Here is a 13479-nt window from a genome sequence, read left to right as displayed (position 1 = left end):
ATAGCCTGGCTCATGAAGCGACTGCTACCGTAAGCCAGAATATTAAGGGCCACACCGCTCACCACATGCTCCACGCGAAAGGTGACTGTAGCCAAGGCATGTATAAGCGCCAACACTAGGCCCGCCACCGCCGCCAGCAAGAAGCCGCTGACCGGGCCCAGAAAGTAAGCCCCCAGCGCACCCCAAAACGATCCGACCACCATCATCCCTTCCAGCCCGATGTTGACCACACCGCTTCGCTCCGAAAACACCGCCCCCAGCGATACCAACAAAATAGGAACACCCATTCTAAAGCTCGATGCCAACAGTTCGGTCAGAAACACCCTTGGCCACCTCCTTTTGAGCCAGACGCTTCAAGTAATCCTCAATGACCTTGTTGATGATCACAATGGACAGGATCATAAGGGCCTGAAGAATAACCACTGTATCCATGGGTACATTGAGGAAAGTCTGGACTCCTTCCGCGCCCCGGTTCAAGAAACCAAATAAGATGGCGGAAAAAATAATGCCGAAAGGGTTGTTGCGGGCAATTAAAGCTACAGCAATACCGTCAAAACCATAACTGCGCGGAAAATCCAAATCCATATAGCCGGAAAAACCCAGCAAGTTAGACAGCCCCACCAGCCCGGCAATAGCCCCGCTCAGCAAGAATCCTTTCAGATAAACCCTTTCCGGCGCAATACCGGCCGCCCGGGCCGCCTCGGCGTTGTGCCCCACTGCCCTAAGCTCGAACCCAAAGGGCGTTCCCAAAAGCAAATAATAGACTCCGCCGGCCAGCAAACAGGCCAACGGGAAAAACCAGTTAAGATACACATGTTTCGGTAGTGTAAGGCCAAACAGCGCTAGGAAACCGTGCAACCGAGGCATAAGAGCCGTCGGTAAAAGTTTCGGCATTCGCATCAGCGGACTGCCCAGTCCCATAACTAATTTCTGTGTTCGGTCCAAAAACAAGTCCGCAATAAAGTAGTGGATCAGAGAATACGAAATATAGTTAAACATAATGGTGCTGATCACTTCATGAACGCCGCGCTTGACTTTTAGATAAATAGGCAGGAAGGACCAGATCAGACCTCCGGCAATCCCGGCCGCGATAGTGAGCGGCAGATGAATCGCCTGGGGCAGCCCTTTAACGGCAAACCCCACCAGAGCTGCCGTAAAGGCGCCCATAAGATACTGCCCTTCCACCCCGATATTAAAGAGTCCCATATGAAAACCGATGGACACTGCTAACCCGGAAAAGATTAAGGGCGTAGCATTGTGCAGAATAATAGCGATACTGTCCAGACGGCGAAAACTAAAGCTGAACATGGTGGCAAACACTGCCAGCGGGCTCTTCCCGATCGCCAAGATTACCAAAGAACTCAGAAACGCTGCCAACAGTATGGCCACCACCGGTGCCGCCACTCTTATGATCCTTATCTGCCAGTCTTTGCTCATGCTGCCCCACCTGCCTTCTTCTTACCGCCCAGCATATAGACCCCCAGCTCCTCCGCCGTTACTTCTTCCGGCCTAAACTCAGCCACAATCCGGCCGTTGTAGATCACACCCACCCGGTCGGCAATGGAGAGCACTTCATCCAAGTCGGCGGAGATAAATAGAATAGCGCAGCCGCTCTGGCGTTTAGCCAGTAGCTGACGGTGCACAAACTCCGCCGCCCCAATATCCAGACCCCTGGTGGGTTGAGCCGCCACAATCATTTGCGGCTCCTGGGCCAACTCGCGGGCCAAAATCACCTTTTGTTGATTGCCGCCGGACAGGCTCTCTGCTTTTTGCTGGATCGAGCTCAGAGCAATACTGTACTCCTCCACTTTTTGCCGGCTGAACTGCTGCGCCGCCGTAACCTCAAGCCGCGGCCGGCGATAAAACTGCCGCCGCTGCAAGCCCAGGATCATGTTCTCCCAGACCTTCATCGGCAGCACTAATCCTTGGCGGTGCCGGTCCTCGGAAATATAGGCCACCCCGAGAGCCCGTACGGCAGCTACATCCAGGCCCTTGGTATCCTGGCCGGAAATCAGGATCTGTCCGGCTGTAGGTTGGCGCAGGCCAATCACGGCTTCAGCTAGCTCTTTTTGTCCGTTGCCTTCAATTCCGGCGATACCATAGATTTCCCCGGCGCGAACCTCAAGCGACAAATCGGACAACGCCGCCCGATCCCCGGTCTCTTGCAAAGTCAGCCCTACCAGCGACAAAACCGCCGCCCCGAAAGTCCCTTCTTCTTTGTCAATGCTTTGAACCACCGGCCTCCCCACCATCATTTGGGCCAGATCATCCTGGCTGACCGAATCGGCGGCCGCCGTCCCCACCAATTTTCCTTTTCTAAGCACCGTGACCCGGTCAGCAATCTCCAGTACTTCATCTAGCTTATGGCTGATAAAAATAATCGTCTTGCCGTCATCCTTGAGCCGGCGAAGATTATTAAAGAGCTCTTTAACCTCTTGGGGTGCCAACACAGCTGTAGGCTCATCCAAAACCAAAATATCGGCCCCGCGATAGAGGACTTTTAGAATTTCCACCCGCTGAGCTTGTCCCACCGAAATCTCACCCACCGGGGCCTCCAGCTCCAGAGCAAAATTATACAACTGGCACAGATCCGTAACCTCCCGGCGCGCGGCTAAAGTATCTAGCATGACCCCGTGTTTGCGCTCCGCTCCCAGCACAATGTTCTCCAGCACGGTAAAGCGCGGAATTAACATAAAGTGCTGGTGAACCATGCCGATCTTGAGCTCAATAGCCCGAGCCGGCGAACTGATCACCTGCTCTTGCCCGAAGATAAAGATCTGGCCGGCATCCGGCTGATAGAGCCCGGCCAAAATCTTCATGAGGGTGCTTTTGCCGGCTCCGTTTTCGCCTACAATAGCGTGAATTTCACCTTTAGTCACTTGAAGATCAATACTGTCATTAGCCAACACACCAGGGAATCTCTTCGTAATCCCGGTTAATTTTACCGCCGTGGCCACCATTTTCCCTCCTAAAAAAGCGGGGCGGCGTGTGCCACCCCACTGCTTTACGGTCGCTATTTCGGCAGTGTTTGCAAGAACTTCTCGTATTCGGCTTTGTCGATGGGTACTTTAATTTCGCCTTTGACTACTTTAGCTTTGAGTTCCTTCAGTTGCGGCTCGATATCACTGAGTAGATCTTTATTGTACTGGTTAACAGCATAAGCTACCCCGTCGTCCGCTAACCCAAAGACTCGGTACCCACCTTTGTAGTTGCCTTCCACAAAGTCTTTGATCGTATCATAGGTAGCCACATCCAAGCGTTTGAGCATACTGGTGAGAATGTAGGGCCGCTGCTCGTCAGTAGCAGTAAGTGACTGGTCAGAGTCTACGCCGATAACGAACTTCTTCTCGTTGGTGCCAGCTTCAATAACACCTGTTCCAGAAGCGCCGGAGGCATGATAGACCACGTCGGCGCCGGCCTTGTATTGCTTCAAGGCCAGTTCTTTGCCCTTCACCGGATCCTTAAAAGCGTCGCCGGTGGTGCCGATATAGTCAGAATAGGTTTCGATTTTGGGATTCACATACTTGGCTCCGGCCAAATAGCCAACTTCAAACCGCTCAATGAGCGCTCCTTTCATACCGCCCACGAAGCCGACCTTATCGGTCTCGGACTTCAAAGCTGCAGCTGCGCCCACCAAGAAACTGCCTTCGTGCTCTTTGAACAGGAGGCAGACAATGTTGGAGTCTTCGTCTAAGTCATCGATGGCACCGTCAATAAGAACGAACTTGGTATCGGGAAACTCTTTCGACAGCTTATCCACATGCTCCGTAAACATGAAGCCCACAGCCACAATCATGTCATAGCCGCTTTCGGCCAGAAGGCGCATAAGCTGCTCTCTGTCTTCGCCCCCGCCCGACGGCTCCTTAGCCGCATCTTCCGGTTTGCCCTCGATCTTGTCCGAGAAGTCGTTAAAAGCCTTCTCAAAACCGGCATAAGTACCGTCGTTGAACGACAAATCGCCCCGGCCACCCACGTCAAATACCAAACCGACCTTGATCTTGTCCTCTCCGGGCTCTTCAGCTTCACTGGGAGCCGGCTTGGGCCCACACCCAGCCACGGTCAAAACTACCGCTAGCACCAACGTCAGAGCTAGAATCTTTTTACTCTTGAACACAAGCTTTTCCCCCTCTTCCCTTGCTCACGAACCCAGGTGAATCTATGTTTTTTGTCGCTGCATCCCCCCAGCAAAGTAGATCTTTATAGCAACTAGCCCTGTCTTACTAAACAAATGCTGGGAACTATCTCACAACCTAATTATACCAGAGGCCTGTCCGAAAGAAAAGGCGATTAATTAGCCCCAGAACTTCTGGATGGTTTCCATCTTTGGAGCCGGTGTGGCTAAGCTAACCAGGAGAAAAGCGGCCAAACTAATGCCCAGGGTGGGCACTATGGGGTGCAAACCCAACGGACGCGGCATCTTAGCCGTAAACCAGATAAAAGACAAAACCCCGGCCAGTTGAGCCGCTATGGCCCCTTGTACATTGGCCCGCTTCCAATAAAGGCCTCCTACCAGGGGGAAGAAAAACGCTGCCTGCAAACCGCCGAAAGCAAAAAGGTTTATCCACACAATCATGCTTGGGGGTTTAATAGCTAGGGCCAAGATCACCAGGCTAAGAACAATATTGCAACCCTGACTGAGTCTCTTGATGCCACTTTCTGGTGCAGTTGGATTGATGTAGTTCAAATATACGTCTTTAACAATAGTCCCGGCGATGTATATTAATTGTGAGTCTACTGTCGACATGATGGCTGCCAGGGGTGCCGCCAGGACAAAGGCCGCCACTACCGGATGTAGAACTTGAAGAGCCAACGTGGGAATAGTCATATCGCTGTTTGCCACCACGGGCACTATGGCCCGTGCTAACACTCCCACCAAGTGCATACCTAGCATCAGCATTCCCACAACCACAGTGCCAATGACAATTGCCTGGTGCATAGCTTTGGAATTCTTAAACGTCATAGCTCGTACTGCGTTCTGCGGTAAACCCAGAATACCGATACAAACCAGTATCCAGAACGACGAAATCCAAGGTACGCTGATAAAATTGTCTACCCCAAAGGGTGTAATGAGATCGGGATTGATTTGGGCCACTTTAGTCATTATGGCCGGCAGGCCACCACCAGCCACAATAGTAGTCACAAGGAGCACAACCGTGCCGATAAACATCATGGTCCCATTGATAGCGTCGTTGAGTGCAACTGCCACAAAACCGCCGAGGGTTACATAGACCATCACCACAGCAGTAAAAAGGATCAGGCACAGCAAATAGCTATAGCCGGTCACTGACTGAAATAGGCGAGCCCCACCTAAGAACTGAGCGGCTACAGCTGCAATTAGAAAAGCAACAATGAATACCGCCGAAGATATGGTCACAAATTTGTTTTTGTCATAGCGTTCGCGCAGAATGTCAATAACAGTGACTGCATTAATCTTGCGGCCGATAATGGCAAACCTTTTGCCTAGCACCCCCAAAGTAACATACATAGAAGGCAATTGAATAACAGCCAGCAGTACCCAGCCCAGCCCTTGATTATAGGCGGTACCTGGCCCGCCCAAGAAACTACTGGCACTGGTATAGGTAGCTACCAAAGTCATAGCCAATACAAAACCGCTTAAGCTGCGTCCTCCGAGAAAGTAGTCGGCCAAAAACCCGCCTTTAACAGTCTGTCTAGCTCTGGAAGCATACACCCCTACGCCGACTAGTACACTCAAATAAACAATAATGAGAACCACCAAGACTGCTTGAGGTTGCATTATTTCTGTTCGCCTCCTTTCTTGGTTTCGGCACTGTCCAAAGGAATGTCTTTAAAGAAGAAGCGAACAGCTAGATAGGAAGCCAAGCTAAAGACAACATAGCCCAGAACACAACTGTAAAAAAACCACGCCGGCAATCCCAAAACATAACTATACTGCTCTACTGGCCGGGAGCCAAGGCCGTAAGCAAAACCAAACCACCATAAAATGTTAGCAATTAGCAAGACTACCATTACTATTGTCTCTTTGCTGCATTGGGCAAAGCGCGGGTCTTCTTTAAAATCACCTGTGGTCAATTAGGTACCCTCCATTCTTGAAGTATTATTCGGTAGCCAATCTTCTTCATTTCATACCGCCCCGCTGTTTGTAACATTGTATCCCACCTACGCTCCTGTTACAATGTGTATTCCGGTCAAAATCATGCGCAAGTCAAAAGGCCGCGAGCGTGAATGCTTGCGGCCCTGGTAGCTCGATCACTTCTTTAATACCTTCATTATACGGCTGCCGCCTCTAATGTGTTTTGGAGTAGCATGGCAATGGTAAGCGGTCCCACGCCGCCGGGTACCGGGGTGATATAGCCGGCTACTTCTTTGGCCGCTTCAAAATCTACATCGCCCACTAACCCTTCTGGTAAGCGGTTAATACCCACGTCTACCACCGTTGCCCCGGGCTTGATCATGTCGGCAGTGACCATGTGCGGCCGGCCTACGGCGGCCACTAACACATCCGCCCGGCGGGTAATATCGTTCAGCCCTACCGTTCTGCTATGGCAGACCGTTACCGTGGCATGCTGAGCCAACAGTAGATGGGCTATGGGCTTGCCCACGATGTTGCTCCGCCCTATTACCACCGCCTGTTTCCCTTTCAAAGGAATATTGTATACCGCCAGCAGATGCATAATGCCGCGCGGGGTACAGGGGACAAAAGTCTTCAAACCGGCCATGAGTTTCCCTGCGTTGAAGGGATGAAAACCATCCACGTCTTTGGCCGGGTCGATGGCCTGAAGAACCACGTCGGCGTCAATCTGCGGCGGTAAGGGCAATTGTACCAGAATACCGTGGACCGCCGGGGCAGCATTTAGCTGCTTAATCAGCTCTAGCAGCCGGTCCTGTTCAGTTGCGGCGGGCAAACGGTGCAGGAAGGAATTCATCCCCACTGCTTGGCACGCCTTTTCTTTGCTCCGTACGTAAACCTGGGAAGCAGGATCCTCCCCCACCAGCACTACCGCCAGCCCCGGGGTAACGCCGCGACCTTTAAGCCGCTCAATTTCGGCCCCGATACTGGCCCGGACATCGGCCGCCACTTTTTTCCCGTCTAGAATTTGGGCCGTCATCTTATCTCCTCCCTTAAAACAATCCCGTAATCCGGCCCTGGGCGTCGATATCCATACTCAAGGCGGCCGGCCTCTTGGGCAAACCGGGCATTGTCATGATCTGGCCGGTAACAGCCACTAAGAACCCAGCGCCTGCCGAGAGGCGGACTTCCCGCACGATAATGGTAAAATCTCTGGGTCGGCCGACCAATGTTGGATCATCAGTTAAGGAATACTGGGTTTTAGCTATACAAATCAGCAAGTCATCGTAACCCTGACCATGAATAGCCTTCAGATCCCGCTCAGCTTCGGCTGTGTACTCTACTTTGGCCGCACCGTAAACTTTGGTGGCAATGGCAGCAATCTTCTCTTTCGGTGATTGGGCCCGATCATACATAAAGGTAAAGTTCGACGGCCGCTCGGCTGCTGCCATCACTTCCTGGGCCAGTTCGATACCGCCGGCACCGCCTTGGGCCCACACATCTGTCAAGGCAAAAGGAACGCCAAACCGACGGCAAAGCTCGCTCAGCTTCTCGATCTCAGCTTTGGTATCGGTGGGGAAGCGGTTGATAGCCACCACCGCTGGCAAACCAAAGCCTCGGATGTTTTCCACTTGTTTTTCTAAGTTGGCAAAACCCGTTTCTAAAGCCGGTACATTCTCTTTCTTGAGCTCGGTCTTAGCTACACCGCCATGGGCCTTTAAGGCGCGAATACTGGCCACGATTACCACTGCGTTGGGCTTAAGGCCAGCTACCCTACATTTGATATCCAAGAACTTCTCGGCCCCTAAATCAGCACCGAAACCGGCTTCTGTTACCATGTAGTCGGCCAGTTTCAGCCCCAGACGAGTGGCCTGAATACTATTGCAACCGTGAGCAATATTGGCAAAGGGGCCGCCGTGCACAAACGCCGGTACTTGTCCCAGAGTCTGAACCAGATTTGGCTTTAGTGCATCTTTAAGTAAGATGGTCATGGCACCTTGGGCGTTAAGATCCCTTACTGTCACCGGTTTAGCGTCATAGGTATAGCCGATAACGATGCGGGCCAGCCGTTCTTTGAGCTCGGTTAAGCTATCAGCCAGGCACAAACTAGCCATAACTTCCGACGCCACTGATATGTCGAAGCTGTCTTCTCGAGGCACCCCATGGGGCCGGCCGCCCAGTCCGACAACCACCTTTCTCAGCGCTCGCTCGTTCATGTCCATGACTCGCTTCCAAGTAATGCGTCGAGGATCAATACCCAGTTCGTTACCCTGTTGTAAGTGGTTGTCTATAATGGCCGACAGCAGATTATGAGCGGTGGTAACTGCATGAATGTCGCCGGTGAAGTGTAAGTTGATATCTTCCATCGGTACTACTTGCGCATATCCACCCCCGGCGGCACCGCCCTTAAGACCAAAACTGGGACCAAGCGAAGGCTCTCTGAGCGCTACCATTATCTTCTTACCCAGTTGGCTCAAAGCATCGGCTAAGCCAACTGAAACAGTGGTCTTTCCTTCTCCAGCAGGGGTCGGGTTGATAGCCGTGACCAGAACCAGTTTTCCGTCCGGTTGATCCTTAACCCGCTCCCAAACCGCTGGGCTTATCTTAGCCTTATAGCGCCCATACAACTCCAGATCTTCCTCCCCGAGACCGAGGGAGGATGCCACCTCCGTAATGGGCCTCAGTTTTGCCCCTTGGGCAATCTCAATGTCCGACAGCATGTTTGCAAACACCTCTCTCGTAGTTCTCCGACACTAGTAACTCTAGCATCATTCGGCATATAGTCTTTACATTCGCTACTGGTAGTCAAAATACCTTGTAGATCCTCACATTTGAATTCGTTGTTAGTTATCTCGTTTCCTCTGCATTCTTCTGCCCTGGGCGTTCAATTTCTTGTCTTATCGGCTAAGAGCTCGCCATCCAATGTCCCGGCGGAAATGGCACCCTTCGAACTTGATCTGCTCCACCGCCTGATAGGCTCGCTGTTGGGCCACACCAAGGTCCGCTCCCAAAGCGGTAACAGCCAACACCCGGCCGCCGGCTGTGACTACCTTACCCCCGGCAACAGCCGTTCCGGCATGAAAAACATAGATGCCCTGCAGTTTCGCCGCTTCTTCTAAACCTGAAATTGGGCCTCCGGTTTCATATGGGCCCGGATAACCCGCCGATGCCAACACCACTGTGAGAGCCGCTTCCGGACGCCAACTAAGCTGTACTTTATCCAGCTGACCCTGTAGGGCCGCTTCGATCACACCGACCAGATCCGTACAAAGACGCGGTATCACCGCCTGGGCTTCAGGATCACCAAAGCGAGCGTTAAATTCCAATACCTTTGGCCCGTCTGCCGTGAGCATGAGTCCGGCATACAATATTCCGCTAAAGGGGTGGCCCTCGGCGGCCATGGCTTGGACGGTGGGTTTTAGAATCGTCTTTTCCACTTCCGCAGCCAGGGCCGACGTTAAGGCTGGCACCGGCGAATAGGCACCCATCCCGCCGGTGTTCGGCCCCTTATCTCCATCGAAAATGCGCTTATGATCCTGTGAAGACGCCAGGGGTAGAACATGCTCCCCGTCACAAAAAGCCAGAACTGTTACTTCTTCCCCCTGGAGAAATTCCTCCACCACCAACCGATTGCCGGCAGCGCCAAAGACACCGGCCTCCAATATATCTTCCACCGCTTTCATGGCCTCGTCTTGGTTCTGGGCTATCACCACACCTTTTCCGGCCGCCAGTCCATCGGCCTTAAGTACCACCGGCAGCTCTTTTTGCCGTACGTAGTCTTTAGCCTTGTCCGGTTCCGTAAACACAGCATAGGCTGCAGTGGGAATGTTATACTTTTGCATCAGGTTCTTACTGAAAACCTTGCTCCCCTCGATAGCTGCCGCTTCGCGCGTAGGGCCAAACGCCTTCAGCCCTCGGGCTGTGAAAGCATCTACCAACCCGGCGGTAAGCGGTGCCTCCGGCCCTACCACTGTAAGATCAATCCTTTGCTCTTCGGCCCAATTGGCTAGCCCTTCTATATCTGTAGCTACAATGGGCACATTCTCTGCTACCTGACGTGTACCGGCATTACCCGGCGCTACAAATGCCCGCTTCACCCGTGGGCTCTGCGCCAGTTTCCAGGCCAGCGTATGTTCGCGCCCGCCACCGCCCACTATCAGAATTTTCACAGCGTAACACCCTCCTCGTATCAACTAGCCTGTTCCCACGCCAACTAGGTCCACTCTAGTGCCTAAAATGCCTCATCCCGGTAAACACCATGGCTATACCGGCTTCGTCTGCCGCTCGGATAGAATCTTCGTCGCGCACCGATCCGCCTGGCTGAATAATAGCTGTAACGCCGGCCTCAGCCGCTCTCGCCACTGAATCGGGCATGGGGAAAAAGGCATCGGAGGCCATGACAGCGCCCTGGGCTTTCGGCCCCGCTTGACGAGCCGAAATATCCACTGCTCCCACACGGTTCATCTGGCCCGCTCCCACTCCGATGATTTGCTCGTCCTTAGCCAAGACAATAGCGTTGGATTTTACATACTTAACCACTTTCCAGGCAAACTTCAGATCCTTCATTTCTTTAGCCGTCGGGGTCCGTTTGGTGACCACTTTCAAATCGTCTGGAGCGTAATCTTGTTGGTCTAGTTCTTGTGCCAACAGACCGCCGCGAACCTTTTTCAGATCCCGCTCGCGACCTTGGCCGCCCGGTACGGCCTGTAGCACAATGCGGTTTTTCTTTGTTTTAAGAAGGTCCAAGGCCTCGGGCGCGTAGTCAGGAGCAATGACCACTTCTAAGAAAATCTTGTTGAGTTCTGCCACCACCTCGGCTGTTACCGTCTGGTTAAAAGCCACAATCCCACCGAAAATAGATACCGGGTCACCATCGTATGCTTTTTGCCAAGCAGTTAAAAGATCAGCGGCCACCCCTACACCACAAGGATTGCTATGTTTGACCCCGACGGCACAAGGAGCCGTAAACTGTTGTACCAGTTCCCAAGCACCGTTAGCATCGTTAATATTGTTAAAGGATAGATCCTTGCCGTGCAGTTTCTTGGCCCCGGGGATCCCGCAACTTTTGCCCGGCTCCACATACAGCGCTGCTTTTTGATGAGGATTCTCGCCGTAGCGAAGATCCAGGGCCTTAATGTAAGCCAAATGCAGGTTGTCCGGAAAAGCCTGTTCTTGTTTTCCTAAGTAGCCGGCAATTACAGTGTCATACTGAGCGGTATGGGCAAAAGCTTCCGCCGCCAGCCCATAAGCCGTCTCAGCGCTAATACCGCCTTCGGCCTTAAGTTCGGCCAATATGTCACCATAGCGGTCCGGATTAACCACCACTGCTACACCTTGATGGTTCTTGGCTGCAGCTCGGATCAGCGTCGGTCCACCGATATCGATGTTTTCCACCGCCTCGGCCAGCGTTACATCGGGCCGGGAAATGGTAGCGGCAAAGGGATACAGGTTAACCACCACCAGGTCTATGGGAGCAAGGCCCAGTTCCTGTAACTTGGCCATATGTTCCGGCACGTCGCGTCGGGCCAGTATCCCAGCATGAATCGCCGGATGTAAGGTCTTGACCCGACCGTCCAAGATTTCGGGAAAGCCGGTAATCTCTTCTACCCGCCGCACCGGTAGTCTGGCCTCGGCCAACGCCTTGGCTGTTCCTCCTGAAGATATGATCTCGACCCCAGCTTGAACCAACCCTTGGGCCAACTCAATTAGCCCGCTCTTGTCCGATACCGACAACAAAGCCCTGTTAATTTTGATCAATGTTATCTTCTCCTTTAGCCAAAATCCGTACTTTGCGGCCACAAACCTTTATCCTGCCGGCGGCCAGCAACCGAATGGCTTCGGGATAAAGGCGATGTTCTTCGGTCAGAATGCGCGCCGCCAGAGTTTCTTCGGTATCGTTTGGCAGTACCGGGACTGCTGCTTGTAATATTATCGGCCCGGTATCCATGTCCTCATCCACAAGATGAACAGTGCAACCGGTGACACGTACCCCATAGTCCAGCGCCTGCTGCTGGGCGTTAATGCCCTTAAACGACGGTAGCAGGGCCGGATGGATATTGAGGATTCGATGAGGAAACGCTTCAATAACCACTGGGTCGAGCAGCAGCATAAAGCCGGCCAAGGCCACTAGGTCCGTCTGCCAATCTTGTAGCTGCTTAACTAACGCTTCCCCATAGGAGCGCCGATCGGGGTAGTCTTTAAGCCGAAGCACCGCTGTGGGAATGCCACAGGATCGGGCTCGATCAAGAGCTTGGGCTGTTGGATTGTTGCTGAGCACACCGACAATGTCTACCGGTAGAGTACCGTGCTCCCAGGCATCGATGATGGCCTGAAGGTTCGTGCCGCGCCCGGAAGCTAACACTGCTAAGCCCGATTTCATGAGAAAATGCTCCCTCCTATCTCTACCGCCGGATCACCGGCTGTCACCCTGCCTACGGTATAGACTTTTTCTCCTGTACCGGCCAGGATCTCGGTCGCCCGAGCGGCATCAGCAGCAGCAACAATAACCACGAACCCAACTCCTAAGTTAAACGTGCGCGCCATCTCCGCCTCTGCCACCTGACCCTGTTCACGAATAAGGTTAAATATAGGTGGTACTGGCCAACTGCCGGCCTTAATCACCGCTTTGGTCCCTGCCGGCAGCACTCGGACCACATTTTCCACTAACCCGCCGCCGGTGATATGAGCCATGCCCTTCACAGAAACCTGCGGTAATAAACCAAGAATAGATGGTACATAGATCCGGGTGGGCTCCAGCAGCTCTTCCCCCAACGAGTGTCTGAAGTCATCTGCAGAACAAGCCAGATTCAACTGGGATTCTTCTAACAGCACCTTGCGCACCAGTGAAAACCCATTGCTGTGCAGTCCGTTGGAACCGAGTCCTAAGATAACATCTCCGGGAACCACGGTGCGGCCATCGATGATGCTGTCTTTTTCCACTACGCCGACAGCAAACCCGGCCAGATCGTATTCGCCCGCTGGATAAAACCCCGGCATCTCCGCCGTCTCTCCACCGAGCAGCGCACAGCCGGCTTGCCGGCAACCTTCGGCCACACCGCGTACTACCTGCTCCACTTGTTCCGGCATTAAGCGCCCTACCGCTAGGTAATCCAGGAAAAACAGAGGTTCGGCCCCTAGAACTAAGATGTCGTTTACACACATAGCCACACAATCTATGCCGACCGTGTCGTGCTTATCTACAGCAAAGGCAACTTTTAGCTTGGTACCCACACCGTCACAACCTGACACTAGCACCGGCCGGCGGTATTTTCCCTCGGCCAAGGCAAACAAGCCGGCAAAGCCGCCGATACCGGACAGTACCTCCGGCCTCATGGTCCCCTGTACCAAGGGTTTGATTCGTCGTACGGCTTCGTTGCCGGCATTGATGTCTACACCGGCCTTGGCATAGCTCCAGCTTTCTGTCGGCATCC

Annotated in this window: 12 protein-coding genes; all 12 read right to left on the bottom strand. The window is 53.1% G+C overall.

What is annotated here, in order from left to right; translation table 11 throughout:
• Positions 1–323 (bottom strand): ABC transporter permease (locus GX016_00205; GenBank protein HHT69983.1); only part of this gene is annotated, 323 nt, incomplete at its 3' end.
• Entirely contained in the window at positions 289–1437 is a 1149-nt protein-coding gene (locus GX016_00200; GenBank protein ID HHT69982.1) for an ABC transporter permease, read from the bottom strand. The genes GX016_00205 and GX016_00200, both read right to left, overlap by 35 nt.
• Entirely contained in the window at positions 1434–2960 is a 1527-nt protein-coding gene (locus GX016_00195) for an ABC transporter ATP-binding protein (GenBank protein ID HHT69981.1), read from the bottom strand. Before GX016_00195 ends, GX016_00200 begins: the two co-directional genes overlap by 4 nt.
• Positions 2961–3013: 53 nt before the next feature.
• Positions 3014–4114, bottom strand: coding sequence for a BMP family ABC transporter substrate-binding protein (locus GX016_00190; protein HHT69980.1), 1101 nt, complete (start codon positions 4112–4114; stop codon positions 3014–3016).
• Positions 4115–4291: 177 nt separating this feature from the next.
• Positions 4292–5755: a sodium/panthothenate symporter gene (panF, locus tag GX016_00185; protein HHT69979.1), complete on the bottom strand. Its 1464-nt coding sequence runs from the start codon at positions 5753–5755 to the stop codon at positions 4292–4294.
• Positions 5755–5988 (bottom strand): YhdT family protein, encoded by a 234-nt coding sequence (locus GX016_00180; GenBank protein HHT69978.1) that lies wholly within the window; start codon positions 5986–5988, stop codon positions 5755–5757. Before GX016_00180 ends, panF begins: the two co-directional genes overlap by 1 nt.
• A 260-nt stretch (positions 5989–6248) precedes the next feature.
• Positions 6249–7088 (bottom strand): bifunctional methylenetetrahydrofolate dehydrogenase/methenyltetrahydrofolate cyclohydrolase FolD, encoded by an 840-nt coding sequence (folD, locus tag GX016_00175; GenBank protein ID HHT69977.1) that lies wholly within the window; start codon positions 7086–7088, stop codon positions 6249–6251.
• Positions 7089–7101: 13 nt separating this feature from the next.
• On the bottom strand, positions 7102–8769 hold the full coding sequence (locus tag GX016_00170; protein ID HHT69976.1) for a formate--tetrahydrofolate ligase: 1668 nt from the start codon (positions 8767–8769) through the stop codon (positions 7102–7104).
• Positions 8770–8946: 177 nt separating this feature from the next.
• The gene (purD, locus tag GX016_00165) at positions 8947–10218 is read right to left on the bottom strand and encodes a phosphoribosylamine--glycine ligase (GenBank protein HHT69975.1); all 1272 of its coding nucleotides are present in this window, start codon (positions 10216–10218) and stop codon (positions 8947–8949) included.
• 55 nt (positions 10219–10273) lie between these two features.
• A complete protein-coding gene (purH, locus tag GX016_00160) occupies positions 10274–11803 on the bottom strand; it encodes a bifunctional phosphoribosylaminoimidazolecarboxamide formyltransferase/IMP cyclohydrolase (GenBank protein ID HHT69974.1) in 1530 nt (509 codons plus the stop codon).
• Positions 11793–12428 carry a phosphoribosylglycinamide formyltransferase gene (locus GX016_00155; protein ID HHT69973.1) on the bottom strand — a complete coding sequence of 212 codons (636 nt, stop codon included), beginning with the start codon at positions 12426–12428 and terminating at the stop codon, positions 11793–11795. The genes purH and GX016_00155 overlap by 11 nt, the downstream gene beginning before the upstream one ends.
• Positions 12425–13477 (bottom strand): phosphoribosylformylglycinamidine cyclo-ligase, encoded by a 1053-nt coding sequence (locus GX016_00150; GenBank protein HHT69972.1) that lies wholly within the window; start codon positions 13475–13477, stop codon positions 12425–12427. Before GX016_00150 ends, GX016_00155 begins: the two co-directional genes overlap by 4 nt.
• Between the last annotated feature and the right edge of the window lie 2 nt (positions 13478–13479).

Source organism: Bacillota bacterium (genome assembly GCA_012837285.1).
GTDB lineage: Bacteria > Bacillota > DTU030 > DUMP01 > DUMP01 > DUNI01.
This window is presented reverse-complemented; position numbering and strand designations above follow the sequence as displayed.

Bases quoted from the DNA above. Each gene is read 5' to 3' on its own strand.
- GX016_00155 (HHT69973.1), bottom strand. From the start codon at position 12,428: ATGAAATCGGGCTTAGCAGTGTTAGCTTCCGGGCGCGGCACGAACCTT.
- GX016_00200 (HHT69982.1), bottom strand. From the start codon at position 1,437: ATGAGCAAAGACTGGCAGATAAGGATCATAAGAGTGGCGGCACCGGTG.
- folD (HHT69977.1), bottom strand. From the start codon at position 7,088: ATGACGGCCCAAATTCTAGACGGGAAAAAAGTGGCGGCCGATGTCCGG.
- GX016_00180 (HHT69978.1), bottom strand. From the start codon at position 5,988: ATGGTAGTCTTGCTAATTGCTAACATTTTATGGTGGTTTGGTTTTGCT.
- GX016_00195 (HHT69981.1), bottom strand. From the start codon at position 2,960: ATGGTGGCCACGGCGGTAAAATTAACCGGGATTACGAAGAGATTCCCT.
- GX016_00170 (HHT69976.1), bottom strand. From the start codon at position 8,769: ATGCTGTCGGACATTGAGATTGCCCAAGGGGCAAAACTGAGGCCCATT.
- panF (HHT69979.1), bottom strand. From the start codon at position 5,755: ATGCAACCTCAAGCAGTCTTGGTGGTTCTCATTATTGTTTATTTGAGT.
- GX016_00150 (HHT69972.1), bottom strand. From the start codon at position 13,477: ATGCCGACAGAAAGCTGGAGCTATGCCAAGGCCGGTGTAGACATCAAT.